Source organism: Nocardia mikamii NBRC 108933 (genome assembly GCF_001613505.1).
GTDB lineage: Bacteria > Actinomycetota > Actinomycetes > Mycobacteriales > Mycobacteriaceae > Nocardia > Nocardia mikamii.
The window spans coordinates 67,019-92,408 of record NZ_BDCM01000015.1; the positions used below are offsets into that span (position 1 = coordinate 67,019).

Annotated in this window: 21 protein-coding genes and 1 riboswitch; of the genes, 11 read left to right on the plus strand and 10 right to left on the minus strand. The window is 68.8% G+C overall.

Annotation, left to right across the window (positions count from 1 at the left end):
* Positions 1 to 87: 87 nt before the first annotated feature.
* From NMI01S_RS25110 to NMI01S_RS25120, 3 genes are read left to right on the plus strand one after another with little or no spacing between them, the layout of a single operon-like run.
* Positions 88 to 1,437, plus strand: coding sequence for a GlnX family signal transduction membrane protein (locus NMI01S_RS25110; protein WP_063001178.1), 1,350 nt, complete (start codon positions 88 to 90; stop codon positions 1,435 to 1,437).
* Positions 1,434 to 2,405, plus strand: coding sequence for a glutamate ABC transporter substrate-binding protein (locus tag NMI01S_RS25115; protein WP_063001179.1), 972 nt, complete (start codon positions 1,434 to 1,436; stop codon positions 2,403 to 2,405). Before NMI01S_RS25110 ends, NMI01S_RS25115 begins: the two co-directional genes overlap by 4 nt.
* Before the next feature lie 3 nt (positions 2,406 to 2,408).
* Positions 2,409 to 5,081 (plus strand): serine/threonine-protein kinase, encoded by a 2,673-nt coding sequence (locus NMI01S_RS25120; protein ID WP_218021112.1) that lies wholly within the window; start codon positions 2,409 to 2,411, stop codon positions 5,079 to 5,081.
* Between the two features lie 7 nt (positions 5,082 to 5,088).
* Here the strand turns inward: NMI01S_RS25120 and NMI01S_RS25125 are convergent, their stop codons facing one another.
* Positions 5,089 to 6,285: an acetate kinase gene (locus tag NMI01S_RS25125; protein WP_063001180.1), complete on the minus strand. Its 1,197-nt coding sequence runs from the start codon at positions 6,283 to 6,285 to the stop codon at positions 5,089 to 5,091.
* A 67-nt stretch (positions 6,286 to 6,352) separates the two neighbouring features.
* Positions 6,353 to 8,434, minus strand: a complete 2,082-nt coding sequence (pta, locus tag NMI01S_RS25130) for a phosphate acetyltransferase (RefSeq protein WP_063001181.1) — start codon at positions 8,432 to 8,434, stop codon at positions 6,353 to 6,355.
* A 296-nt stretch (positions 8,435 to 8,730) separates the two neighbouring features.
* On the opposite strand from pta, the gene NMI01S_RS25135 reads away from it, so the two are divergent.
* Both NMI01S_RS25135 and NMI01S_RS25140 read left to right on the plus strand, forming a co-directional pair.
* Complete coding sequence (locus NMI01S_RS25135; RefSeq protein ID WP_063001182.1) at positions 8,731 to 9,531, plus strand: LLM class flavin-dependent oxidoreductase; 801 nt, start codon at positions 8,731 to 8,733, stop codon at positions 9,529 to 9,531.
* Between the two features lie 50 nt (positions 9,532 to 9,581).
* Positions 9,582 to 10,091: a nitroreductase/quinone reductase family protein gene (locus NMI01S_RS25140; RefSeq protein WP_063001183.1), complete on the plus strand. Its 510-nt coding sequence runs from the start codon at positions 9,582 to 9,584 to the stop codon at positions 10,089 to 10,091.
* A gap of 5 nt (positions 10,092 to 10,096) precedes the next feature.
* Here NMI01S_RS25140 and NMI01S_RS25145 read toward each other — a convergent pair whose 3' ends face one another.
* Both NMI01S_RS25145 and fgd read right to left on the minus strand, forming a co-directional pair.
* The gene (locus NMI01S_RS25145) at positions 10,097 to 12,436 is read right to left on the minus strand and encodes a serine/threonine-protein kinase (RefSeq protein ID WP_063001184.1); all 2,340 of its coding nucleotides are present in this window, start codon (positions 12,434 to 12,436) and stop codon (positions 10,097 to 10,099) included.
* Between the two features lie 164 nt (positions 12,437 to 12,600).
* The gene (fgd, locus tag NMI01S_RS25150; protein ID WP_063001185.1) at positions 12,601 to 13,608 is read right to left on the minus strand and encodes a glucose-6-phosphate dehydrogenase (coenzyme-F420); all 1,008 of its coding nucleotides are present in this window, start codon (positions 13,606 to 13,608) and stop codon (positions 12,601 to 12,603) included.
* Between the two features lie 275 nt (positions 13,609 to 13,883).
* On the opposite strand from fgd, the gene NMI01S_RS25155 reads away from it, so the two are divergent.
* Positions 13,884 to 14,642 (plus strand): HAD-IIA family hydrolase, encoded by a 759-nt coding sequence (locus NMI01S_RS25155; protein ID WP_084513268.1) that lies wholly within the window; start codon positions 13,884 to 13,886, stop codon positions 14,640 to 14,642.
* Between the two features lie 20 nt (positions 14,643 to 14,662).
* On the opposite strand, the gene NMI01S_RS25160 is transcribed toward NMI01S_RS25155, so the two are convergent.
* The 5 genes from NMI01S_RS25160 to NMI01S_RS25180 form a co-directional block, all read right to left on the minus strand.
* Positions 14,663 to 15,139, minus strand: coding sequence for a MarR family winged helix-turn-helix transcriptional regulator (locus NMI01S_RS25160; RefSeq protein WP_063001187.1), 477 nt, complete (start codon positions 15,137 to 15,139; stop codon positions 14,663 to 14,665).
* Entirely contained in the window at positions 15,136 to 15,762 is a 627-nt protein-coding gene (locus tag NMI01S_RS25165) for a type 1 glutamine amidotransferase family protein (RefSeq protein ID WP_063001188.1), read from the minus strand. The genes NMI01S_RS25160 and NMI01S_RS25165 overlap by 4 nt, the downstream gene beginning before the upstream one ends.
* A 47-nt stretch (positions 15,763 to 15,809) precedes the next feature.
* The gene (locus NMI01S_RS25170) at positions 15,810 to 17,024 is read right to left on the minus strand and encodes an O-succinylhomoserine sulfhydrylase (RefSeq protein ID WP_063001189.1); all 1,215 of its coding nucleotides are present in this window, start codon (positions 17,022 to 17,024) and stop codon (positions 15,810 to 15,812) included.
* 40 nt (positions 17,025 to 17,064) lie between these two features.
* The gene (locus NMI01S_RS25175) at positions 17,065 to 17,487 is read right to left on the minus strand and encodes a rhodanese-like domain-containing protein (RefSeq protein WP_063001190.1); all 423 of its coding nucleotides are present in this window, start codon (positions 17,485 to 17,487) and stop codon (positions 17,065 to 17,067) included.
* An 18-nt stretch (positions 17,488 to 17,505) separates the two neighbouring features.
* Positions 17,506 to 17,619: riboswitch (SAM riboswitch) on the minus strand.
* 54 nt (positions 17,620 to 17,673) lie between these two features.
* Positions 17,674 to 18,144: an Rv0361 family membrane protein gene (locus NMI01S_RS25180; protein WP_063001191.1), complete on the minus strand. Its 471-nt coding sequence runs from the start codon at positions 18,142 to 18,144 to the stop codon at positions 17,674 to 17,676.
* A gap of 264 nt (positions 18,145 to 18,408) precedes the next feature.
* Between NMI01S_RS25180 and NMI01S_RS25185 the strand changes: the two genes are divergently transcribed.
* From NMI01S_RS25185 to NMI01S_RS25205, 5 genes are all read left to right on the plus strand, one after another.
* Complete coding sequence (locus NMI01S_RS25185) at positions 18,409 to 19,812, plus strand: FAD-dependent oxidoreductase (protein ID WP_051025235.1); 1,404 nt, start codon at positions 18,409 to 18,411, stop codon at positions 19,810 to 19,812.
* Between the two features lie 49 nt (positions 19,813 to 19,861).
* On the plus strand, positions 19,862 to 20,782 hold the full coding sequence (locus NMI01S_RS25190; protein ID WP_084513246.1) for an amidohydrolase family protein: 921 nt from the start codon (positions 19,862 to 19,864) through the stop codon (positions 20,780 to 20,782).
* A 110-nt stretch (positions 20,783 to 20,892) separates the two neighbouring features.
* Complete coding sequence (locus NMI01S_RS25195; protein ID WP_063001192.1) at positions 20,893 to 21,993, plus strand: CaiB/BaiF CoA transferase family protein; 1,101 nt, start codon at positions 20,893 to 20,895, stop codon at positions 21,991 to 21,993.
* A gap of 129 nt (positions 21,994 to 22,122) precedes the next feature.
* Positions 22,123 to 24,735, plus strand: a complete 2,613-nt coding sequence (locus NMI01S_RS25200) for a LuxR C-terminal-related transcriptional regulator (RefSeq protein WP_063001193.1) — start codon at positions 22,123 to 22,125, stop codon at positions 24,733 to 24,735.
* Positions 24,736 to 24,817: 82 nt separating this feature from the next.
* Positions 24,818 to 25,267, plus strand: a complete 450-nt coding sequence (locus tag NMI01S_RS25205; RefSeq protein WP_063001194.1) for a hypothetical protein — start codon at positions 24,818 to 24,820, stop codon at positions 25,265 to 25,267.
* Between the two features lie 38 nt (positions 25,268 to 25,305).
* Here NMI01S_RS25205 and NMI01S_RS36450 read toward each other — a convergent pair whose 3' ends face one another.
* The gene (locus tag NMI01S_RS36450) at positions 25,306 to 25,383 is read right to left on the minus strand and encodes a CGNR zinc finger domain-containing protein (protein ID WP_157126366.1); all 78 of its coding nucleotides are present in this window, start codon (positions 25,381 to 25,383) and stop codon (positions 25,306 to 25,308) included.
* Positions 25,384 to 25,390 lie beyond the last annotated feature (7 nt).

Here is a 25,390-nt window from a genome sequence, read left to right on the forward strand (position 1 = left end):
CGTGACCGACACATATCGGGCGGTACCGGTACGACCACAATAAGCTCAGTCCGCACAATGCAACCCGCTGAACGAACGGAGGTGGGCATGGCTCGAATCGGGCATTCGCAGCTCGACGAGCTGTCCCCGCGGGCCGCGGCTGCCGCCGTGCGCAGCCGGCTCGACGCGACCGATGTCCGCGCGTTCGCGCGCTCGTCCCCCGCGCGGCTGATCGCGCTGGGCCTGTTACTGCTCGGGCTGTGCCTGATCGCCGGCGCCGTCACCTCCGGAGAGGTGGGCCACCGTCAGCACGCTCTGGACTATCTGCTGGACGAGGCCGAACCGGACGCCAATTCCGCACAGCATCTCTACACCTCGCTGTCGGTGGCCGATGCCGCCGCCGGTACCGCCTTCATCTCCGGAGGGCTGGAGCCGAAACCGGTGCGTGATCGCTACGACCAGGCGGTCGGTGAGGCGGCGGCGGAACTCGTGGCCCAGTCCGACAACGCCGGCACGCCCGGCTCGGCCACACCCGATGCCGACACCCGGCTGCGCACCGGTGTGGCCACCGAGCTGCCGGTCTACACCGGGCTCGTCGAGACCGCGCGCGCCAACAATCGCGAAGGCCATCCCGTCGGCGCCGCCTATCTGAGCGAGGCGTCGAATCTCATGCAGACCACCATGCTCCCGAACGCGCAGGAGTTGCAGGAGCACCGGTCCGCGGCCATCGCGGCGACCCAGCGCCAGCACGTGCGGCCGCCGTGGGCGGCGATCGTACTGCCGATCCTGACACTCGCCGCACTGGTGGTGGCACAGTTCTATCTGGCCCGGCGCTGGCATCGAGTGCTCAATCCGGGTCTGCTGGTGGCCTCCGGCATTCTGCTGATCCTGTTGGCCTGGACGGTGATCGCCGGATCGTTCTCGGCGGTGGCGACCACCTCGGGACGCGACGACGGCGCGGTACCGGGCGCCCAGCTGACCGAGAGCCGCATCCTGGCCCAGCAGGCGCGGGCGGCGGAGACGTTGAAGCTGGTGCGCCGCGATGCCAGCGGCGACTACGACCACAGCTACGACACCGCCACCGCGCGGCTCGATGATCTGCTCACCCACTATCCCGGCGGCGCACCGGGCGCCGCCGATGTGCGCAATGCGCATGCGGCACTGGGTCGTTGGCGCTCGGCCCATCAGCGGATGAACGAGGCGCTGGGCCGCGGCGATTTCCCGGCCGCCACCGCGGTGGCGATCGGCGCGGACCCGGCGCAGGCCAGCGCGGCGGTCGACACCCTCGACAGCGCGCTCGCCGCCGGTATGGGTGAAACACGAAATACGTTGCGCGGGGAGATATCCGATGCCGCGCGGTCGCTGGATTTCCTGGCCCCGGGCGCGCTCACCCTGGCCGCGCTGGCGGCGGTGTTCGTGGTGGCCGGGCTGTGGCCGCGTTTGAGGGAGTACCGATGAGAGCGAGGCGGGTCGCGGTAGCGGCATTGGCGGCATCGGCCCTGCTGGCCGGCGGTTGCGGCGGTGCGCCGAGCGCCCCGCGCACCGGCGGCAGCGGCACCTACACCGAACCGCCACTGCCCGCCAATGCCGTTGTGACACAACCACAGTCCGCATCCTCCCCGGATCTCGAACCACAATGCGGTAATCCCACCGCCAGCCTGCGCCCCGGCGCCGATCACGGGCCCGCACTCGACGCCGTCCGCGCGCGCGGGCGATTGCTGGTCGGCCTGGACCCCGGCAGCAATCTGTTCAGTTTCCGCGATCCGATCAGCGGCACCCTCGCCGGCTTCGACGTCGACGTCGCCGCCGAGATCGCGCGCGATCTGTTCGGCGATCCGCGCCGCATCGAATACCGGATCCTCGGTTCGGCGGATCGTGAACGGGCACTGCAGGATCACAGCGTCGACGTCGTGGTGAAGACCATGACCATCACCTGCGACCGGCGCCAGCGCGTCGATTTCTCCACCACCTACCTGATGTCGCATCAGCGCGTCCTCGCGGTGAAGGGGTCCGGCATCACCTCGATGGCGGATCTGGCCGGTAAGCGCGTCTGCGCGGTGGGCGGCACCACCTCGCTCGACCGGATTCGGCACATCCAGCCGACGGCCGCGATCATGACCGTGCCGACCTGGGCGGACTGCCTGGTGGTATTGCAGCAGCGCCAGGTCGACGCGATCAGCACCGACGACGCGCTGCTCGCCGGGCTGGCGGCGCAGGACCCCTACGCCGATGTGGTGGGCCCCGCCCTCAGTGACGAGCCGTACGGCGTCGGCGTTCCGAAGGGTAACGACGATATGGTCCGATTCGTGAACGCCACCCTGCAGCGGTTGCGTACCGACGGCACCTGGGATCGGCTCTATCAGCATTGGCTGGCGCCCGCGCTGGGTCCCGCGGCCGGACCGCCGGAACCGACCTATCGGGACTGATCCATGTCCGAGCACCACGACTTCCCCGAATCCGAGTACCCGCCGACATCTCTGACGCCCGCACCGGAATCCGGTGAGGATCCGACGACACCACAGTCCCGCCCCGCGCCGGAACCGCCGGCTACCCAGCGGACGCCGGGGCCACGGCGAACGCCGGGGACTCGGCATCTCACGGAGCCACCGCACAGCCCGACTTCACCGCACAACCCGACGACACAGCACAACCCGACCACACAGCACAGCTCGACGACACAGCACAACCCGACGACACAACACAGCCCGAGTACGCAGCACATTCCCGGGCCACAGCGCGCCCCCGGCACTCGACGCACCCACGGGTCGCAACACATTCCGGGGACGCAACGCGCCGAGTTGTCCACGGCCGCAGCGTCGTTCACCGGACCGGACACCGCCGCCGACCTGACCGGCGCAGGCGGCCCGGACACCGCGTCGTATTCGAGCGAGCCGAGTCGCCCCACCGGGCGAAGCGGCCGTACGGTCCGCTCGCGCCCCACCGTGCGTCGCCTCGGTGCCGGCCTCGTTCCCATTCCCACTGTGCCGCAACTCGATCCGATGGTGGCGGTGCTCGCCGATCCGGTGGTGGCGGAGGGACGACGCTACTGCTGGCGCTGCGGCCGGCCGGTCGGGCGCACCACGGCTGCGCACGCCGCCACCGCCGTCGGCATCTGCGACAACTGCGGCGCGCCGTACGATTTCCGCCCGTACCTGCGGGCCGGTGATCGCGTCGCCGGGCAGTACGAGATTCAGGGCTGTATCGCGCACGGCGGGCTCGGCTGGATCTACCTCGCGATCGACCGCAATGTCAGCGACCGCTGGGTCGTGCTGAAGGGCCTGCTGCACGGCGGGGATGCCGAGGCCCAGGCCGTCGCCGTGGCCGAACGCCAATATCTGGCCGAACTCGCCCATCCGAGCATCGTCAAGATCCACAACTTCGTCGAACATCCGGGCCCCGGCGGTTCGCCGATCGGCTACATCGTCATGGAGTACGTGGGCGGTCGCTCGCTGCGCGATCTGCTCGACACCCATCCGCGGCCGGAGCGGATGCCGGTGCCGGAAGCGATCGCCTACATCCTGGAGATCCTGCCCGCGCTGGAATACCTGCACGCGCTGGAGCTGGCCTACAACGACCTCAAACCCGACAACATCATGGTCACCGAGGACCAGGTGAAACTGATCGATCTGGGCGCGACGGCTCCGTTCGACTCCTACGGAAATCTCTACGGCACCAAGGGTTTCCAAGCGCCGGAGATCGCCGCCACCGGTCCGACCGCCGCTACCGACATCTACACCGTCGGCCGCACCCTGGCGGTGCTGACCGTGAACATCCCGATGGTCGCCGGCCGCTACACCGACGGCATTCCGCATCCGGATGCCGAACCGGTCCTGGCTCGCTACGAATCCCTGCATCGGCTGCTGCTGACCGCGACCGATCCCGATCCGGATCGCCGGTTCCCCTCGGCCCGGGTGATGACCACCCAGCTGGCGGGTGTGCTGCGCGAAATTCTGGCCGCCGAGACCGGTACCGAACATCCGCAACTGTCGACGTTGTTCAGTCCGCCGCGCACCAGTTTCGGCACCGACGAGCTGATCGGCCAGACCGATGTCTACGCCGACGGGGTGGTCCGCGGCAAGAACCTCATCGCCCGCGATATCGCCGCCGCTCTGCCGGTACCGCTGATCGATCCGGCCGATCCGTCGGCGGCACTGCTGGCCGGGACCGCGCACTCCGAACCGGAACACGCCCTCGACGCGGTGCGGGCCGCGCGGCGGCGAGCCGAGACCGCGCCGGGTGGTGCGCCGGACAGTTTCGCCGGCGAGGCGATCCTGGCCGAGGTTCGCGTCCATCTCGATCTCGACCAGCCGGCCGCGGCCCGCGAGCTGCTGGACAACCTGGGCGAACACGATTGGCGCACCGACTGGTTCCAGGGCCTGATCGCGCTGCACGAGCAGGACTACGAACGCGCCTACGACAGTTTCGAGGCGGTGCTGTGCGCGCTGCCCGGTGAGATCGCGCCCAAACTCGCCATCGCCGCGACCGCGGAACTGGTTCTGCAACAGTGGGATTCGCCCGATCCCGCGCAGTGGCGGCACTGCGCCGAGAAGTTCTACGCCACGGTGTGGCGGACCGACCGCGGCGTGGTCAGCGCAGCCTTCGGGCTCGCCCGGCAACTGGCCGCCGACGGCCGGGTCGCCGCCGCGGTCGCGGCCCTGGACGACGTCCCCTCCGCCTCCCGCCACTACACCGAGGCGCGGCTGACCGCGGTCCTGTTACTGCTCACCGCACAACCCGCCGAACCCGGTGATTCGCGTCCCGAGGACGGCGAGACCCAGCAACACGCGCACGTCGACACCGATCGGCTGGAGGAGTCCACCCTGCACGTCGCCGCGGCACGGCTGCAGGCCCTGCCCGCCACGGAACGCCGGGTCGCGCAGCTGCGGGTCCTGGTTCTCGGCACCGCCCTGGCGTGGCTGCAGGCCGGCCACCGCCCGCAGGCGTCCGGCAGCACCCTGCTCGGGCAGCCGTTCACCGAACGCGGACTGCGCCGGGGTATCGAATCCGGGCTGCGCGCGCTGGCCCGCACCGCCCCCGGCAGGACGCACCGGTACGCCCTGGTGGATCTGGCGAACGCGATCCGCGCCAAGAGCTGGTTCTGAACCCGGTTCAGCCTACGAGAGCTGCGGCCGCCCGGGCGATGGCCAATTCCTCGTCGGTCGGCACCACCAGCACGGCCACCTCCGCGCCCGGCGGCGAAATGTGGCGCGCCGCACGATCTTTCGCGCCATTGCGCACCGGATCCACCGCGATGCCGAAGCGTTCCAGACCGGCCAGCGCGTCGGCGCGCACCTGCGCGTTGTTCTCCCCCACCCCGGCAGTGAAGGTGATCGCGTCGACCCGGCCCAGATCCACCAGATAGGCGCCGATGTAATGGCGCAACCTATGCACATAGACGTCATAGGCCAGCCGCGCCGCGGCATCCCCGGAATCGATCAGGTCGAACAGCTGCCGGAAGTCGTTGACCCCGGAGAGCCCCTTGATACCGGAGCGTCGGTTGAGCAGTTCATCGATGCCGTCGATGTCCAGCCCCGCGGTCCGCGCCAGATGCAGCGGAATGCCCGGGTCGATATCGCCGGATCGGGTGCCCATGACCAACCCCTCCAGCGGCGTCAGTCCCATGCTGGTGTCGACGGCCCGGCCGCCGCGAATCGCCGACGCCGAGGCGCCGTTACCCAGATGCAGGACGATCTGGTTGTGCGTGGCCGGGTCGCCGCCGAGCAGTTCCGACACCCGACCGGACACGTACTCGTGCGAGGTGCCGTGGAACCCGTAGCGCCGCACGCCGTGCGCGGCGGCGACCGTCACGTCGATGGCGTAGGTCTTCGCGGCGTCGGGCAGTCCGTGGAAGAAGGCGGTGTCGAACACCGCGACCTGCGGGATATCGGGCAGCAGGTCGCGCGCGGAGCGGATGCCGGTGACGTTGGCCGGATTGTGCAGCGGCGCCAGGGTGGAGAGCTTGTCGATGGATTCCACCACGGCATCGGTGATCAGGGTCGGTTCGTAGAAGATCTCGCCGCCGTGCACGACCCGATGGCCGACCGCGGAGAGGCCCTCTCCGCTCAGATCGTGACCACTGCGGGCGAACAGGTCGAACACCACCCGTAGCCCGGCGGCGTGATCGGCGATCGGGCCGGTGTGCTCGAATTTCTTTCCGTCACTGTGATGTTCGACGGTCACCTCGTCCTCGGGCACCGGTTCCCCGATGCGCGACACCAACCCCGATGCCGACACATTCGCCGAAACCGGATCCAGCAGTTGATATTTGATCGACGACGACCCCGAATTGATCACCAATACCTGCATCAGCCCTCCTGTGTCCTGCGGGACACCCGCACCCGGTCGGCACAGCGAGCCGCTGCGCGATTGTCACTCACCGTGCCTCCTGCTGCTGCGCCTGGATCGCCGTGATCGCCACGGTGTTCACGATGTCGGCGACCAGTGCTCCGCGCGACAGGTCGTTGACCGGTTTGCGCAATCCCTGCAGCACCGGCCCGATCGCCACCGCCCCCGCACTGCGCTGCACGGCCTTGTAGGTGTTGTTCCCGGTGTTGAGGTCCGGGAAGATGAACACCGTCGCGCGCCCGGCGACATCGGAATGCGGCAGTTTGGTGCTCGCGACCGTCGGTTCGATCGCGGCGTCGTACTGGATCGGCCCCTCCACCGGCAGGTGCGGCGCCCGCTGATGCACCAGTTCGGTTGCGGCCCTGACCTTGTCGACGTCGGCGCCGGATCCGGATTCGCCCGTCGAATACGACAGCATCGCCACCCGCGGTTCGATCCCGAACTGCTGCGCGGTGCGGGCGGAGGAGATCGCGATATCGGAGAGCTGTTCGGAGGTCGGATCCGGCACCACCGCGCAGTCGCCGTAGGCCAGCACGCGGTCGGCCAGGCACATCAGGAAGACACTCGACACCGTCGAGACGCCGGGTTCGGTCTTGATGATCTCGAACGAGGGCCGGATCGTATGCGCGGTGGTGTGCGCGGCACCGGAGACCATGCCGTCGGCGATGCCCCGATACACCATCATGGTGCCGAAATACGAGATGTCGGCCATGAATTCGCGGGCCCGCTCGACCGTCATCCCCTTGTGCGCGCGCAGCCGCGCGAATTCCTCGGCGAACTCCGCGCGCAGCTCGCTGGTGCGCGGATCGAGCACCTGGGCGGCGTCGATGTCGACACCGAGTTCGGCCGCGCGGGCGCGCACGGTGGCCTCGTCACCGAGGATGGTCAGCTCCGCGATCTTGCGTTGCAGCACGCGCCCGGCAGCCCGCAGGATGCGATCGTCGTCGCCCTCGGGCAACACGATCCGGCGCGGATCCGCGCGAGCCCGTTCCACCAGCTGATATTCGAACATCTGCGGCGTGACCACCGAGGGCACCGGAACTTCGATGAGATCCAACAGCTTCCGGCTGTCCACCCGCTGTTCCATCAGCGCCAGCGCGGTATCGATCTTGCGCATACTGCTGAGCGAGACCCGTCCGCGGGTGTGCGCGGCGGCGCTGGCGGTGTCGAATGTGCCCAGCTGCGTGGTGAGAATGGGCAGTTTCGGCTTGAGGCCCGCCATCAGGCGCGCGATCGCCGGATCCGGCAACATCCCACCGTTCATGATGATGCCCGACAACGACGGAAAGCCCTCCGCCTCGTGGGCGTTCACCAGCGACAGCAGGACGTCGGAACGGTCACCCGGCACGATCACCGCGACGCCGTCGCTGAGCCGCTCGAGAATGTGCTCGGCGGTCATCCCGCCGACCATCACCTTCAGCGCCTCACGCTGCAGCAGTTCCGGATCGCCCGAATAGACGGTGCCGTCGATGGCCTCGCACAGTTCGTTCATGGTCGGCGCGGTGAGCAGCGGCACCTCCGGCATCGTCCACGACGGGCAGGGCAGCACACCCATCGCGTCCCGCACGTCTTCGAGCCGCTCGGGATCGCAGCGGTTGACGATGATCGCCATCAGCTGGGCATGCTCGTGTTCGAGTTCCGCTTCGCAGACCCGGGCGACCTGCACGACGTCCTCGGGGCTGCGCCCGGCCCCGCGCAGCACCAGCAGCACCGGCGCGCCGAGGTTGACCGCGATCCGGGCGTTGTAGCGCAGTTCGCTCGGCCCAGCGACATCGGTGTAGTCGCTGCCGACCACCACCACGGCGTCGCAGACCTTGGCGACCTCGTGGAACCGCATCACGATCTCGCTGATCGCGGCGTCGGGATCGGCGTGTACCTGCTCGTAGGTGACCCCGACCGCCTGCTCGTAGTCGATATCGGCGGTGCAGTGTTCGAGCAGCAGCTCGAGAATGTAGTCACGGCCGCGGTTGGACCGGGTGATCGGCCGGAAGACTCCCACCCGCGGCGTCGTCGCCGAGAGCATCTGCAGCATGCCCAGCGCCACGGTGGATTTGCCGGTGTCACCTTCCAGTGACGCGATGTACACGGTGGACGGTGCGGGTTCGGCCATGGCCCCGAGCTTAGTGAGCGGGGACCGGCCCGCGGTCGCCCCCACGGACGCTGCCGGTGAAATCACATCCTGGGCGGCTACCAGGCTCACCGCCGGTCGCGTGCGCGAGCCGTCGCCCGGCGACCGCGGTCTCGTGCCGCCGGCTGGTTGTGGCCCGGAGACGCCGAGGTCACCCGCGGTGGGCGACGGAGTCTCGCTGTGGCGCGGCCGGACAGATCGCCGCAATGAGCGTTTCGGACATGCCCCTGCGCTTATCGGCCATTCAGCGGCTCACGATCCGCCCATAATCTGTCATCATGCGACTCGGAACCTTCCTCCCCACCTCCACCCCCGATCCCCAGCGGCCGATCCTCGGCGATATCGGCGCCGCGGCGCGGTTCGCCGAGGAGGTCGGCCTCGATTCGGTGTGGTCGACCGACCACCTCGTCGCCAGCGCGCCGATTCTGGAGAGTTCGGTGACGCTGGCGACCGCGGCCGCGGTGACCGAACGGATTCACATCGGCTACGGCGTGCTGCTGCTCGCCCTGCGCCCGGCCGCGTGGGCGGCCAAACAGGTGAGCGCACTGCAGTACGTCTCCGGGGATCGGCTGCTGCTGGGCGTCGGCACGGGCAATCCCGCCCACGGCGATATCGGCTGGCGAGCGGCCGGGTTGCCGTTCGCCGACCGGGGCCGGCGCACCGACGAGAATCTGCGCGTGCTGCCCGATCTGATCGCCGGCCGGCCCGCCGTGCTGCCGGACGGCACCGAGGTCACGCTCTCCCCCGGCGCGACGGTTCCGCCGATTCTGGTGGCCGGCGACGGAACGCGCGCCCGGCGCCGTGCGGCCGAATTCGCCGACGGATGGCTCGCGATCGGGCTCGCGCCGCAGGATATCGCCACCGCCACAAAGGAATTGACCGAGTTCGCCGCGACGTTCGGGCGCAGCGCACCCACCGTCTCCGTCGTCACGCCGTTGCCCGCCGACCTCGGCGAAGCCCGGGAATTGTTCGACGCCTACGCCGAGGCGGGCGTCGATCACCTGCTCACCGCACCGCGTGACGGTGACTGGCGGAAGGGATACGAATTCGTCGCCGCGGTCCGCGGCGGTGGACGATAGCGCTGCCACTGGCACCCGCGTCTCCGGCGAGAGCCTTAGGATCACTGTCCATGACGGCACAGTTTCCGGATCGGCAATGGGGTTCGCGGACCGGTCTGCTCGGACGTACCGCGAGCGCGTTCGCCGCGACGAAATTCGGTTCACTCGTGGTCCGCACCCTCACGCCGCTGGATCGGAAAGTGTTGCAGCGCACCGGCGCTCGCTACACCGTGCTCGGCCCGATCGGCGCGCCGATCGTCCTGCTCACCACCATCGGCCGTGCCTCCGGGCAGCCGCGCACCTCACCGCTGCTGTACGTCCACGACGGCGACACGCTGTACGTGATCGGCAGCAACTTCGGTCAGGCCCGCCATCCCGCGTGGACCGCCAACCTGCTGGCACATCCCGAGGCGACGATAACTCTTGCGGGACAGAGCATTCCGGTGCACGCACAGCTGGTCGAGGATCCGGTCCGGAAACAGCGGATCTTCGACCGGTTCGTGGAGACGACCGAGGCCTATGCCGCCTACCGCAGCCGGACGACGCGTGATCTGCGCCTGTTCGCCCTGACCAAGGCGTGAGGGTTTCACACGATCCGGCTGTGGGCCAGATACGCCCGCCCGGCGAAGGTCCGGATCGGGCTGCTGCCGAAGTCGAGTGACCACACCGGGTGCTGATTCTTTCCGGCCGCCACGACGGTGATCCCGCCCTGACCGCCACGCGCGACGGTGACCACTCTGGTCCCATCGGTGGCCCAGGGGACCTGGTCGTCCGGCAGTACACCGCCCTCGGCCGTGTACGCATCGAGCCAGGCGTAGGCGAGCTTGTATCTGTTCTCTAGGTAGTCCGAGCCCGATTTCGTGGTGGTGTCCCAGCGAAGGAGAATCTTGCTGCCGATTCCGGCGACGGACACACCGTGGCCGTAACTCGCTTCCTTCGGCAGTTGCCTGGACCAGAGCATGGCCCCGGTCGCGGGATCGAAGGCGGCGAGCATGCCGCGGTTCGTCATCACCGGCAGCGCCGGGGCCGTATCCGGTTCGGCGTAGCGCTTGTCGTTGCCGTTCGGCGCCGGGTCGTCACCCTGGGTGGCATACGGCTGGCTCGCCACGACCCGCCAGCCGGGACCGGCGCCGGCGCGCTTGGTTCCGTCGAGAGCGAAGAAGTCCGCACCGATCGCGAATCCGCCGGAATAGGCCAGCCAGTCCGGAGCCCACACGGTATTCGGCTGAACGTGGTCCGGAGCCACCTGATACACAACCTTCCCGGTTTCGATATTGCGCAATTCGAAACCGGCCTTCGAGAACGGATCACCGGACACGGGATTCTTCTGTAGCGACAGCACACCGGAACCGTGGACCAGACCCGGCTGAATGTCGTCGGCCTGCCAGAGCACCTTGCCGGTGACATCCGCGGCGATGACCGAACCCGTCCCGGCCCCCTCGCGCTCGGGTTCGAACGTGGCGAATGTTTCTCCTGCGGAGACGATTTCGGTGGCGGCCGGCAGACGACCGGAGATCACGCCCGTTCGCGTATCGATCAGCAGCGTCGCGTACGAATCCGAATTCACGTCCCGGGTTCCGGCGGCGCTGCCCCCGTACCGCGTCCGGCAGCCCGCGTAGCGGCCCGAGGCCGTGAAGACACACTCGCCGAATTCGTTCCACCCCACGTCGACGCTGTGCAACAGCGCACCCGACTCCACATCGATGATGTCGAGTTTCTTGGTGCCGTTGTAGAGCACCACGCTGTCCGTGCCGCCGATCGGGAGCTCCGACCCTTCGCCCGACCACCGCTTCCCGGTGGGTTCGGCACTCAGATCCGGGCTCTGCGGGGTTACCGAGATCCGGGCCAGCGCCCGGGCGGCATCGGTCGGACCGATCTCATCGGGGCCGGCCGACCGCACCACGAAGATCGTCACGATCGCGATCACGATCAGGACCGCGGCACCTGCGCCCCACCAGATTCCACTCGACGGCGCACCGGTTCGCTGGAGCACCGTCGGTGGTTCGGCCTGTGCTCCCGGCCGGCCCGGCGACGGCACGAGCTGTCCGGCGAGCACGGTCGCGATCGCCGCCTGCGGATCGCCCTGCGGCATGCCGGCAGTGGTGGCCCGCAAGGCCGCCCCCAGCGCCGCCGCGAACTCCGACGACGATGCGAACCGTGCCTGCGGCCGCTTCGCCATCGCCCGCGCGAGGACCGCGTCCACGTCCGGACGCAGGTGCGGACGCGCCGCCCGCACGCTCGGCGGCGTGGCCGTGGCATGCCGCGTGACGACCACGACGGGATTGCTGTCCGCGAACGGCGCTTCGCCGGTGAGCACGTGAAAGATGGTGCAGGCCAACGAATACTGGTCGCTGCGCCCGTCCAGCGGTTGCGCGCTCAGTTGCTCCGGCGACGCATAGTCCAGGGTGCCTATCATGACCCCGGTTCCGGTCAGATCGGAGGCGCCCGCGGCCTGCCGGGCGATGCCGAAATCGGTGAGCAGCACATCACCGTCCCCGCTCAGCAGGATGTTCGCCGGTTTCACGTCCCGGTGCACCAAACCCTGCGCATTCGCGCGGTCCAGTGCTCCCGCAACGGTTTCCGCGATCCGGATCACCTCGTCGATCCCGAACGGCCCGGTCGCGGCCAGTCGCCGGGCGAGATCGACGCCGTCGACCAGTTCCATCGCGATCCACAGCCGGCCCTCGTACTCGCCGCGGTCGTACACCTTCACGATCGCCGGATGCGACAGACTCGCCGCCAGATCGGCCTCTCGCTCGAACCGCGCCCGGTACTCCGGATCGGCCGCGTACTGGGCCGGCAGGACCTTCAGCGCGTCCGATCGCGGTAACCGCGGGTGCCGGGCGAGGTAGACCTCGCCCATTCCACCGGCGCCGAGCACCCGTTCGATCCGGTAGCCCGCGAACAACTCCCCCGAATACAGCATCACTCCTCCTCGCCGTGAGCACCCTACCGAGTCCGACCGGCTCGCGAGGGGCGGACGGACCGGGCGGAACGGACGCACAGCGGGGCCGTATCGGTCCGGAACGAGCGGATGTCACGCTCGGGCGGCCGAGCGTGACATCCGAGAGAGCGGCCGCGCGGGAAGGCTCAGAGCGCGCGCAGACGCGGCGCCAGGTCGCGCGCGAACAGGTCCAGGAAGCGGCGCTGGTCGTGGCCGGGAGCGTGGAAGACCAGGTGGTTCAGCCCGGCATCGACGTAGGGCTTGATCTGCTCGACGGCCTGGTCCGGATCGCTGGCGACGATCCAGCGCTTGGCGATCTGCTCGATCGGCAGTGCGTCCGCGGCGGCCTCCATCTCGATCGGGTCGGTGATCGAGTGCTTCTGCTCGGCGGTCAGCGACAGCGGCGCCCAGAACCGCGTATTCTCCAGCGCCAGTTCGGGATCGGTGTCGTAGGAGATCTTGATCTCGATCATCCGGTCGATGTCGTCGAGCGTGCGGCCGACCTTCTCCGCGCCCTCGGTGACGGCCGGCATCAACTTCTCGGTGTAGAGGTCCATACCCTTGCCGGAGGTGCAGATGAAACCGTCACCGGCCCGGCCCGCGTACCGGGCGACCACGGGCCCGCCGGCGGCGATGTAGACCGGGATCCCGGCCGGCGGCACGTCGTAGATCGACGCGCCGACCGTGCTGTAGTACTGGCCCTCGAAGTCGACCCGGTCACCGCTCCACAGCGCGCGCATGAGATCGACCGATTCGCGCAGCCGGGCGAAGCGCTCCTTGAACTCCGGCCAATCCCCCTTGTAACCGGTCGCGATCTCGTTGAGCGCCTCCCCGGTGCCCACACCCAGCATGATCCGATCGGGGTAGAGCACCCCGAGGGTCGCGAAGGCCTGGGCGATCACCGCGGGGTTGTAGCGGAAGGTCGGCGTCAGCACCGAGGTGCCGAGCTGGATGCGGGAGGTCCGCTCACCGACCGCGGTCATCCAGGCCAGCGAGAACGGAGCATGACCACCCTCGTGCCGCCAGGGCTGGAAGTGATCGCTGACGGTCGCGCTGTCGAGGCCGTGTTCTTCGACCAGAACGCCGAGCTCGACCAGCTCGCGTGGTCCGAATTGTTCTGCCGACGCCTTGTATCCCAGCTTGAGATCACTCACTGCGCCACTCCTGTTCGCCGTCACGTGCGTGCTTGGGCCGGCTCCCGGGCGGGAGACGACCGCGTCGACCGAGTGCAGCGCTGGACGGGTGTCCCGAAATTCCTGTCCCGACATTCCACAGCGCGGCAAGCTGCGGTCGCATTCGACCATAACCAGTGCGAATTCTCCGACCGCCGCGCGTACGCACCTACCGGAACGTCACATCACCATCGGCAATAGCCCACAATTGGCTCGTGACTGCCGACAGTGAACCGATTCTGTCCTACCTGACCGATATGGACGGCGTGCTGGTGCACGAGGACCACCTCATCCCCGGCGCCGATGCGTTCCTGACGGAGCTGACCGAGCGTGAGATCCCGTTCCTGGTCCTGACCAACAATTCCATCCGCACCCCGCGCGATCTCCAGGCCCGCCTGCGCCGGATCGGGCTGGACATCCCGGCGTCCTCGATCTGGACCTCCGCGACCGCCACGGCCACCTTCCTGAACGAGCAGCGTCCCGGCGGCACGGCGTACGTGGTGGGCGAATCGGGGTTGACGACCGCCCTGCACGAGATCGGCTACGTACTGACCGACAGCGATCCGGATTACGTCGTCCTCGGCGAGACGCGGACCTATTCGTTCGAGGCGATCACCACCGCGATCCGGCTGGTCGAGCGCGGCGCCCGGTTCATCGCCACCAATCCCGACCCGACCGGGCCCTCGCGCGAGGGCGTGCTGCCCGCGACGGGTTCGGTGGCCGCGCTGATCACCCGGGCCACCGGGCGCGACCCGTACTACGTCGGGAAGCCGAATCCGCTGATGATGCGCTCGGCGCTGCGGCAGATCGGCGCGCATTCGCAGTCGGCGGTGATGATCGGCGACCGGATGGACACCGATGTGATCGCCGGACTCGAGGCGGGCATGCGCACGGTCCTGGTGACCTCGGGGATCTCGACCCGGGCGTCGGTGGAACAGTTCCCCTACCGGCCGACGGTGGTGATCGATTCGGTGGCCGATCTGGTGGGACGCACCGGGAATCCGTTCGCGGCCTGAACGCGGCCGGGCGGCTTCGGTCAAGCCCGGTCGTCGCTCGCCTCGGCGCCACCCGCCGATTCGATCGCGTCCAGCGCCGCCGAGAGGTCGCTCAGCGCGTCCACGATCTGCCCGAACCGCTCCGAACCCAGGTGCGTGGCAAGCTTTTTCGCCATCACCGCATGGTGCGGGGTGATCCGGCGGACCGCCGCGTAGCCGGCGTCGGTGATCGCCACCAGCTTCGCCCGGCGATGTGCGGGGTTGGGCCGGTATTCCGCGAAACCCTTGTCCACCAGCAGGTCCGCGATGCGCTGCACGCTCTGGCGGGTGATGCCCATCTCCCGGGCGATCCCCGACACCGGCAGCGGTTCGTGCAGCACCGCGCCCAGCACCTGCCACCAGGCCGCGGTGATCTCCGCCGGTTTGGCCAATTCCTCCGCGATCGTGAGGAATTGGCCGTTCAGCTTGAAGGTCGTGATCGCCGCCGCGGAGAACAGTTCGGCATCACCGCGACTCATGCCGGCTCGGCCCCCGCGGCCTGCAGGGCGAAGAACCCGCTCGGATCCCGGTCCGCATAGAGCCGATACCAGGCGTCCAGGACGGCCGGCTCGAACAGATCCAGCCGCGCGAAGATATGGCGCGCGAAGTCGATCGGCGCGATGCCACTCGCGGTGATCAGATCGCCGTCGGTCACGGCCGGTTCGTCCACATAGTGTCCCGCTCCCGAATATCCGGTCGAGGCAAGGTTTTCCGCGGCGTTGCCGGTGTGCGGACGAGTATCGAGCAGGCCCTGCTGCGCCAGTCCGTAGGTCGCGCCGCAGATCGCCGCGACGGGCACCCCGGCGCTCAGGAACTCCGCTGCCGCCCGGGCGAACGGGGCGAGGCGCCCGCCCTCCCAGATGTCGGCGCCGGGCAGGATCAGCATCGCGCTGTCGGCCGGGGAAAGCTGATCCAGAGTCAGATCGGGAACCACGCGCAGCCCGCCCATCGAGGTGACCGGCTCGAGGGTGGCGCCGACCGTGCGGATCCGCCAGGTTCCCGGTTCGCGCTGCATCAGTGGGCGATTGATACCGGCCGTGACATAGCTCGGCTCCCAATCCGCGAAGGTGTCGTACACAGCCAGATGAACCGTTTCAATCATGACAGTATGCTGTCATGATTGACAGCATACTGTCAATGACTCGATGCTCAGCTCAGCGCCTGCTCCAGATCACCGAGCAGATCCTCCACATCTTCGAGTCCGATCGAGATACGCAGCACCCCGTCGGTGAGCCCCACGGCCGCGCGCCCTTCGGGACCCATCGCCCGATGCGTGGTGGTCGCCGGATGCGTGATCAGGGTCTTCGCGTCGCCGAGGTTGTTGGAGATGTCGACGATGCGCAGCCGGTTCAGCACCTCGAAGGCGCGCTTCTTGCCCTCGTCGGCGCCCGCCGCGAGTTCGAAGGTCACCACGGTGCCCCCGCCGGACATCTGCGAGGTCGCCAGCTCGTACTGCGGATGCGAGGTGAGGAACGGGTACTTCGTCCAGGCCACGCCCGGATGCCGTTCCAGGAACTCGGCGACGGCCAGCGCGGACTGCGTGGACTGCCGCACCCGCAGCGGCATCGTCTCCAGCCCCTTCAGCAGGGTCCAGGCGTTGAACGGGCTCAGCGCCGGGCCGGTGTGGCGCATCAGATTCTTGACCGGCCCGTTGATGTAGTCGCCGGTGCCGAGGATCGCACCGCCGAGCACCCGGCCCTGTCCGTCGATGTGCTTGGTGCCCGAATACACCACCACATCGGCGCCGAGGTCGAGGCTGCGCTGCAACAGCGGCGTCGCGAACACGTTGTCCAGCACGACCTTCGCACCGGCGGCATGGGCCAGTTCGCTCACCCGCCGCACGTCGACGAGGGTCTGCATCGGATTCGAGGGGGTTTCGAAGAACACCGCGGCCGTCGGCTGCGAGAGCGCCCGCTCCCACTGGTCGAGATCCTCACCGTCGACGAAGACGGTCTCCACGCCCCAGCGCGGCAGGATCTCGTTGCACACCACGAAACAGGAACCGAACAGGCTGCGCGCGGCCACCAGCCGATCGCCCTGCCCGAGCAGCGCGGCCAGCGCGGTGAACACCGCGGACATGCCGCTGGCGGTGGCGAAACACGCCTCGGCGCCCTCGAGCAGCCGCATCCGCTCCTCGAACATCGCGACCGTCGGATTGCCGTAGCGGGAGTAGACGAAATGTTCGATATCTCCGGTGAAGGCCGCTTCGGCCGCCTCCGCGCTCTCGTAGACGAATCCGGACGACAGATACAGCGCCTCGGAGGTCTCCTCGAAACCGGAGCGGCGCAGCCCGCCGCGCACGCCCAGGGTGGCCGGACCCACGCCCTCGGGCAGCGGCCGATCGAATGCACCGCCGGTGATCATGACTGCCTCCACGAAAAGAATTGCCGCACAACAGATCCGCTCACGACTGCCGCCACGGCAGACCGAGTGCGCGCCAACCGGCGCCACCACGATGCCCCTCGGCATCAAGCGGACCCTCGAAACCCTCGAGCACGTTGTAGGAGGGCGCGAAGCCGGCCGCGGTCGCCGCCGTGGCCGCACCGATCGAACGCTGCCCGGACCGGCACAGGAAGATCACCGGGGCATCGCTGTCGCCCGCGCGATCGGCCAGCACCTGCTTCAACTGCTCCACGAACGCGGGATTGGGCGCGCCGGTGCCGTCGACCCATTCGATGAGGGCGGTCGGCCGCTCGATCGAGGTGGTGTCGGGCACTCCGACGAATCGCCATTCGGCCTCGGTGCGCACATCCACCAGCACCGCATCGGGATTGTCGCGCAACAACTCCCACGCCTGCCCAGGCGTGATGTCACCGGCGTAACTCACTTGTCGAACCTCCTACGGAATCCGCACTTGCCGCGTCCGGTCGGACCGCGGCCAGGTCGTCACCCGGAGCACCCCACCGCGGAGGAGGGTTGCCGACCAGCGAGCCGGGGCTTACCGCTGGTACTCATGACCTGAACCGAGAATGCCTGGTCACAGGCCCGATTGTCAAACATGTACGGTGACGGCTCAGGGGTTGCCACACACCAGCCAGGTGCCGTTCTCACGGCCGAAATTCCAGTTCGCCGCGGTCTCGTGACCGTCGATCCGGCTGGTCACCGAGGCCGTGGCGTGGTCGCCGTCGATGTGCACCGCGTCGACTCCGGCGATCTCCACCTTCTTGCCGACCGAGCCGGCGCCCAGCGGCGACTTCTTCTCGTCGAAGCCCGCGCATTCGGTGGTCTTGCGCCGGTCGGCGTCGGAATCGCTTCTCGCCGTGGCGAAGTTGCGCGCCGCGATGGCGACCCGGTCCGGATCTGTGAGATTGTTCTCAGCCGGGCGGGTGACTCCGAGGATCACGACGGCGAGCACCGCGAGGACCGCGATGGCCGCGGCGATCAGGAACGGCGTCGCCGATCGCGTGGTGTCGCGTTGATCGATCGAGGTAGCCGGATCGTCGCCCCGGGGGTCGCTCCGGCCGGCCGGATCGCTGTCACTCATGGTGCGATCATCCCCGGTGGGCCGAAGTGTCGAAGATCACGCCCGCATTTTCGCGCGGATACCGGGAATAGCGACGGTGTGTGCCACCGATAGAATCACCAGAACTCCGGCCACATCCGGTGCACGGATCGGGAGAGCTCCGCGCGGCAACGAGGCAGCATCGGCGGAGCAGTCGGGCAGGGGCCCGGCCCGTACGTCAACTTAGCCTAAGCTAAGAAGGACGGCTGACAAGACGAGAGTTTTCGACCAAAGGTGCGCGTAGAAATGACCGAACACGCTGGAACGAAGAGCGGCGCGGGCGACCGCCCACTGCGCATCGCGATCGTCGGTGCCGGACCGGCCGGAATCTACGCCGCCGACGCGCTGATGAAGTCCGAGGTCGAGGCGAGTATCGACCTCTACGAGCGCATGCCGGCCCCGTTCGGTCTCATTCGCTACGGCGTCGCGCCCGACCACCCGCGCATCAAGGGCATCATCACCGCACTGCACAAGGTCCTCGACAAGCCGCAGGTCCGCCTGCTCGGCAACATCGACTACGGCAGCGACATCGACCTCGAGGACCTGCGCCGGTTCTACGACGCGGTGATCTTCTCCACCGGCGCCAACGCCGACCGCGCCCTGGGCGTCCCGGGCATCGAACTGGACGGCAGCTACGGCGCCGCCGATTTCGTCTCCTGGTACGACGGCCACCCGGACGTGCCGCGCACCTGGCCGCTGGACGCGGAGAAGGTCGCCGTCCTCGGTGTCGGCAACGTGGCGCTGGACGTGGCCCGCGTGCTCGCCAAGACCGGTGACGAACTGCTGCCGACCGAGATCCCGCCGAACGTCTACGAGGGTCTGCGCAACAACAAGGCGCTCGAGGTCCACGTCTTCGGCCGCCGCGGTCCGGCCCAGGCCAAGTTCACCCCGCTGGAACTGCGCGAACTCGACCACTCGCCGACCATCGAGGTCATCGTCGATCCCGAGGACATCGACTACGACGAGGGCTCCGAGGCCGCGCGCCGCCACTCCAAGCAGGTCGACATGGTCTGCAACACCCTCGAGCAGTGGGCCATCCGCGACGTCGGCGACCGCCCGCACAAGCTGTTCCTGCACTTCTTCGAATCCCCGGCCGAACTGATCGGCGAGGACGGCAAGGTGGTCGGCCTGCGCACCGAGCGCACCACCCTGGACGGCACCGGCAACGTCAAGGGCACCGGGACCTACAAGGACTGGGACGTCCAGGCGGTGTACCGCGCCGTCGGCTACCTGTCGCAGAACATCCCGCAGCTTCCGTTCGACGACCAGGCCGGCACCGTGCCCAACGAGGCCGGACGCGTGCTCGTCGACGAGGGCGCAGACGGCGCCGCCCGCTACCTGCCGCAGACCTACGTCACCGGCTGGATCAAGCGCGGCCCGGTCGGCCTGATCGGCCACACCAAGGGCGACGCCAACGAGACCATCGCCTGCCTGCTCGACGACGCCGCCTCCTTCACCCCGGCCGCCGAACCCGATCCCGAGGCCGTGACGAAGTTCCTCGAGGACAAGGGCATTCCGTTCACCACCTGGGCCGGCTGGTATCGCCTCGACGCCCACGAACGCTCGCTCGGCGAGCCCGAGGGCCGCGAGCGGGTCAAGGTCGTCGAACGCGAGGACATGCTGCGCGCCAGCGAGCCGCACAAGGTCTGAACATCACGCCGGATCCGCATTCGTCACCGACCTGAGGCATGCTGATCACGTGTTCGATTCACACGTTCACATCATCGACCCGCGGTTCCCGCTGGTCGAGAATCAGGGCTACCTGCCGGAGCCGTACACCATCGGCGACTATCGAAAGCGCATGGCGCACTTCGATGTCGACGGTGGTGCGGTGGTGAGTGCGTCCTTCCAGGGCAGCGACTCCACGTTCATGATCGCCGCGCTGGCCGAACTCGGGCCGAACTGGGTCGGCGTGATCAATCTGCCCTCGGACGTCACCGACGAGCAGATCATCGAGCTGGACCGGGCCGGAGTGCGGGCGATCCGGTTCAACCTCAAGCGCGCCGCGGTCGACATCGTCACGCTGACCATGCAGGCCGTGCGCGCCTACGAACTCGCCGGATGGCACGTCGAGCTCTACATCGACGGATCCATGCTGGGCTCGCTGGAACCGGTCATCTCCAAACTGCCGGCGCTGAGCATCGACCATATGGGCATGTCCGACGAATGCCTGCCCTATCTGCTGAATCTGGTGGACCGCGGGGCCCGGGTGAAGGCCTCCGGGTTCGGGCGGGTGTCGATGGACGTGGAATCGGCGATGCGGCGGGTGCACGCGGTGAATCCGGGTGCGCTGATGTTCGGTTCCGACCTGCCGGGCAACCGGGCCGGGCGGCCGTTCCGCGACGCCGATATCGAGATCATCGGCCGGGCCGTCGGCGCCGATATGTACCGGGTGCTCGAGGACAACGCCCGTGCCTGCTACCGGCTGCCGGTGAAGGTGCGCTCGGCCGAGGATCCGGTGCCGACGCTGCCGATTCCGCGCGCCGAACCGCCGACGCTGCGGCTGCGCCGCTCGGAACTGCCGCAGCCGCCGAATCGCAACCAGCCGCCGAATCGCAACCAACCGCCGAACCGCGACCAGCCGCCGGACCGGACCCGGCCGCTGCGGATCATCGAATAGCCGCCTACACCGCACCCGGATGCCGTGCGTCACATCCACCGCTTATTGTCGTAATGTCAACACCGGCGCGCGCCGCCGGTCGCAGGATCGACGACGAACCGAGGTAGGGCGTGAGCACTTCATCCACCACCACCGGACAGGGCCCACTCGCGGGCATCAAGGTTCTCGAGCTGGCCGGAATCGGCCCCGGCCCGCACGCGGCACTGCTGCTGGCCGATCTGGGCGCCGATGTGGTGCGCGTGCAGCGTCCCGGCCAGCTGCCGGGATTCATGGAACGGCCGCAGTGGCGGGGACGCACCATCGTCGAGGCGAATCTCAAGGATCCGGCCGATATCGAGAAGGTGCTGGGCCTGATCGACAAGGCCGACGTGCTGCTGGAAGGTTTCCGGCCCGGCGTCACCGAGCGGATGGGCCTGGGCCCGGACGTCACCCTCGAGCGCAACCCTCGCCTGATCTACGGCCGGATGACCGGGTGGGGACAGTACGGCCCGCTCGCCGACCGCGCCGGCCACGACATCAACTACATCTCGCTGACCGGTGTGCTCAATGCCATCGGCCGCAAGGGTGAGCGCCCGGTCCCGCCGCTGAACATGGTCGGCGACTTCGGCGGCGGTTCGATGTTCCTGGTGATGGGTGTGCTCTCCGCGCTGGTGGAGCGGTCCGTCTCGGGCAAGGGCCAGGTGATCGACGCCGCGATGATCGACGGTGCGCTCTCGCTCTCGCACATGATCTGGGGTATGCGCGGCATGGGCCTGTGGTCGGACGAGCGCGGCACCAACCTGCTCGACACCGGTATGGCCTTCTACGACACCTACGAGACCTCCGACGGCAAGTACATGGCCGTCGGCTGCATCGAACCGCAGTTCTACGCCGAATTCCTGAAGGGTCTCGAGATCGACCCCGAGGGCCTGCCGATGCAGATCGACCCCAACGGCCAGGACCAGTTGCGCAAGCTGTTCACGGAGAAGTTCAAGACCAGGACCCGCGACGAATGGGCCTCGATCTTCGACGGTACCGACGCCTGCTGCACCCCGGTGCTGACCTTCACCGAGGCCACCGAGAACGGCCACATCACCGCCCGCGAATCGCTGGTCGAGATCGACGGCGTGGTCCAGCACGCCCCGGCCCCGCGCTTCTCCCGCACCCAGGGCGGCACCCCCACCCCGCCGCCGTCGGCCGCCACCGCCATCGACGAGGTGTGGGCGAACTGAACCGGCGCCCCGGTGGCGAGCGCCGCCACCGGGGCGTTCCCCGCGCACCGGCGTTTCCGCTGGATAGGGCTGCGGCCGTTCGCGGTTCGTTCATTCCGCGCAGGTTCGCCAAGGCACTACAGTAATTTCATGCCTCGCAACTGGCCGATGATCGAGCGTGGTGGTGAACTGGGGTCGATTCGCGCCGCGTTGACCGGCACCGAATTCGTCGGCGCGATCCTGACCGGCGACGCGGGTGTGGGTAAGACGACCCTGGCGCGGCAGGCGACGGCCGCGGTGGGCGGAAGTGTGCGCTGGGTGGCGGGCACCGAGTCCGCACGCAGTATTCCGCTCGGCGTGTTCGCACATATGGTCGGTGTGTACACCGCGCACGACCCCGTCACGTTCATGGCCGCCGCCCGGGAGGCGCTGCTGGCCGACGGCGACACCATCATCGGCGTCGACGACGCCCACCTGCTGGATCAGCTCTCGGCAACGCTGTTGCTGCAGTTGGCCATCGACAAGGCCGCGCGGATCGTCTGCACGGTGCGCAGCGGGGTGCAGGTGCCGGATGCGGTGACCTCGCTGTGGAAGGACGGTCATCTGCTGCGGATCGACCTCGCGCCGTTCTCCGAACCGCAGAGCGTCGAACTGGTCGAATCCATGCTCGGCGGACAGCTGGAGGGATTCACCGCCAATCTGATGTGGGAGTCCTCCGGCGGCAACGCTCTGTTCCTGCGGCATCTGGTGGAGGGTGCGCTGGAGGCGGGCACGCTGCGACAGGTCAACGGGGTGTGGCAGCTGCGCGGGCGCGCGGCGGTGACCTCGGAACTGGCGGCGCTGCTGGAGGATCGCGTCGAACAGCTGCCGGAGTCGGTACTGCGCGTGCTGGAGTTGCTCACCTTCTGCGAGCCCATCGATCTGGACGTCCTGGCCGAACTGGCCGGAGAGGACGCGGTCGAACAGGCCGAAACCCGCGGCGTCATAAGGATTGTCGAGAACGGCCACCAACTGCTGGTGCGCTACAACCATCCGCTGTTCGGCGAGGTGATCCGGCGGCGCCTCGGTATCGCCTCGGCGCGCCGGCTCCGGGGCCGGCTGTATTCGTCGCTGCGGGAGCGGCCCATCAAATCCGCCTCCGATCGCATCCGGCTGGCCGAATTGGCTTTGGACAGTGACAAATCCGCGGATCTGGAATTGTTCGAGGCGGCCGCGGCCGATGCGATCGGGCTGGCGAACATCCCGCTCGGTGAGCGGTTCGCGCGGGCGGCCGTGGAGCGTCGCGGCGGGGTCGAGTCCGCGGATCTGCTGGCGCGCGCACTGCTGTGGCAGGGGCATCGCATCGAGGCCGAACGCACGCTGGCCAGTTTCGATCCGGACCAGTTGAACGAGGTGCAGCTGGCGCGCTGGGGCAGCACCCGCGTCTCGAATCTGCTGTGGGCCATGGGCGATGCCGACCGCGCCGACGAGGTGCTGTCCCTGGTGCGCAGCCGGGTCCGGCATCCGAAGATCGTGTTGACGTTGCAGGGCTTGGCGTCCGCGTGCGAGGTGAACGAAAACCGTTTGGAGCAGGCTTTCACCGATGCCGAGGCGGTGATGTCCACACCGGACGCACCGGCCTGGGCGGTGTGGTGGGCGTCGTTCGGCGGTGGTCTCGCGCTGGCGCTGATGGGCCGTGGTGCGGCCGCGCGCGAGTACACCCTGCGGGGCCATCAGGTCGAGGAGCAGGTCGACGGGCCGACGCGATTCATGTCCGCCCACGCGGAGGTGCTGGCGCTCACCTTCACCGGTGAACTGGAGGCCGCACGACGCTGCGCCTCCGGCTATTTCGGCTATTCGGCGCCCGGACAGTACCTGGCCTGGGGACTGTCGAAGATCCTGCAGGGCACCGTCGACGTGGCGCAGGGCCACTTCCCGGAGGGCGTCGAGAATCTCGAACAGGCGCTCGCGGCGCTGACCGCCGAGGGCGCCGCCGCGTGGATGTTCCCGGCGAGAATCCGTCTGGCCGAGGCCTATTCGGCGCTGGGCCGGGCCGCGGAAGCCGCCGAGACGATCGCCGAGGCGCGCCTGCGCGGTGGCAGGCACAGCGCGGTCTACGAACCGCAGCTCGAAATCGCGCGTGCGTGGCAGGCCGCCGCCGAAGGCACCGTCGCGCCGGCCGTCCGGCTGGCCATCGGAGCCGCCGACGCCGCCGCCCGTTCCCATCAGCATGCGATCGAGGCCATGGCCCTGCACACCGCGGCCCGCTTCGGCGACCGTACTGTCGCCGGGCGGCTCGCCGATATCGCCGCGCGGATCGACGGCGCGCTGGTGCAGGTGCAGGCTCGCCACGCCGTGGCGGTCGCCTCCCAGGACGGGCCCGGATTGGACGCGGCCGCAGCCGAATTCGAGCGGATGGGCGCCCTGCTCTCGGCCGCCGACGCGGCCGCGCAGGCCGCCTCGGTGCACGAGCGGCACGGCGATCGGCGCCGATTGCTCGAATCCGCCGCGACGGCCAATCGTCTGGCGGCGGCCTGCGGCGGCGCGAGCACACCGGCGCTTCGGCAATCGGCACAACCACTTCCGCTCACCGCGCGCGAACGCGAAATCGCCAATCTGGTCGCGGCCGGGCTCAGCAACCGGCAGATCGCGGACCGGCTGACCGTATCGGTGCGGACCGTCGAGGGCCATCTCTATCGGGCCTGTACGAAGCTCGATGTCACCGATCGCGAGGCACTCGCCGATCTGATGCGCGGCGAGCCGCCCCGAGGCAGACAGCGCTGACCATCACGGTGGGGTCCGATCGTGGTGAGACGGCACGGATCACAGCATCAGGCACTGCACACCCGGCGTGGAGTCGATTAGGATGCTCGCGGCGGCCGTGGTCGCCGCACAGGCAGGCTTGCTGACGAGGGTGGTGCTCGGCGTGATCCGTCGAAATCGGTATCTGATGACGGGTATTCGGGTCGCGATGGCGGCGGTGCCGCTCGCGGTGGTCCTCGGATTCGCCGGTACAGCGGCGGCGACCGGCCCGGTTCAGCCCGGTGTCACCACCCCGGATGCCCCGGCGCCCTCCGACGAGCCGGCGGAATTGCGTTCCGCCTCACCACAACACGTGCCCACGCCGCAGTCCGCGCCCCGGGCCGCGCCCAAACCGGAGCCGAAGCCGAGCGAACCACCGGCTCCGCGCGAAGTGCGCGTGGGCGGTTTCAGCGCACCGGTTCCCGATACCGTCCCGGATGCGGTGGTCGACGGCGTCAACCGAGCCAACGACGGCATCCAAGGCGCGATCAACCCCAACCCCGAACACAAGTAGTTCGCATCGGTGCCGCCGCGCCGTGAGCGCGCCGGCGTTCACCCATCGGCGCCCTGGTGCCGCTGGTTGTAGCGGGCGACGCGGGCGCGGTTGCCGCAGCGCTCCAGAGAGCACAGATAGGCA

What these genes read in the sequence shown, in the direction of transcription:
- NMI01S_RS25110 (WP_063001178.1), top strand. Translation starts at nt 88, where the DNA reads ATGGCTCGAATCGGGCATTCGCAGCTCGACGAGCTGTCCCCGCGGGCC.
- NMI01S_RS25115 (WP_063001179.1), top strand. Translation starts at nt 1,434, where the DNA reads ATGAGAGCGAGGCGGGTCGCGGTAGCGGCATTGGCGGCATCGGCCCTG.
- NMI01S_RS25120 (WP_218021112.1), top strand. Translation starts at nt 2,409, where the DNA reads ATGTCCGAGCACCACGACTTCCCCGAATCCGAGTACCCGCCGACATCT.
- NMI01S_RS25125 (WP_063001180.1), bottom strand. Translation starts at nt 6,285, where the DNA reads ATGCAGGTATTGGTGATCAATTCGGGGTCGTCGTCGATCAAATATCAA.
- pta (WP_063001181.1), bottom strand. Translation starts at nt 8,434, where the DNA reads ATGGCCGAACCCGCACCGTCCACCGTGTACATCGCGTCACTGGAAGGT.
- NMI01S_RS25135 (WP_063001182.1), top strand. Translation starts at nt 8,731, where the DNA reads ATGCGACTCGGAACCTTCCTCCCCACCTCCACCCCCGATCCCCAGCGG.
- NMI01S_RS25140 (WP_063001183.1), top strand. Translation starts at nt 9,582, where the DNA reads ATGACGGCACAGTTTCCGGATCGGCAATGGGGTTCGCGGACCGGTCTG.
- NMI01S_RS25145 (WP_063001184.1), bottom strand. Translation starts at nt 12,436, where the DNA reads ATGCTGTATTCGGGGGAGTTGTTCGCGGGCTACCGGATCGAACGGGTG.
- NMI01S_RS25155 (WP_084513268.1), top strand. Translation starts at nt 13,884, where the DNA reads ATGGACGGCGTGCTGGTGCACGAGGACCACCTCATCCCCGGCGCCGAT.
- NMI01S_RS25160 (WP_063001187.1), bottom strand. Translation starts at nt 15,139, where the DNA reads ATGAGTCGCGGTGATGCCGAACTGTTCTCCGCGGCGGCGATCACGACC.
- NMI01S_RS25165 (WP_063001188.1), bottom strand. Translation starts at nt 15,762, where the DNA reads ATGATTGAAACGGTTCATCTGGCTGTGTACGACACCTTCGCGGATTGG.
- NMI01S_RS25170 (WP_063001189.1), bottom strand. Translation starts at nt 17,024, where the DNA reads ATGATCACCGGCGGTGCATTCGATCGGCCGCTGCCCGAGGGCGTGGGT.
- NMI01S_RS25180 (WP_063001191.1), bottom strand. Translation starts at nt 18,144, where the DNA reads ATGAGTGACAGCGATCCGGCCGGCCGGAGCGACCCCCGGGGCGACGAT.
- NMI01S_RS25185 (WP_051025235.1), top strand. Translation starts at nt 18,409, where the DNA reads ATGACCGAACACGCTGGAACGAAGAGCGGCGCGGGCGACCGCCCACTG.
- NMI01S_RS25200 (WP_063001193.1), top strand. Translation starts at nt 22,123, where the DNA reads ATGCCTCGCAACTGGCCGATGATCGAGCGTGGTGGTGAACTGGGGTCG.
- NMI01S_RS25205 (WP_063001194.1), top strand. Translation starts at nt 24,818, where the DNA reads ATGCTCGCGGCGGCCGTGGTCGCCGCACAGGCAGGCTTGCTGACGAGG.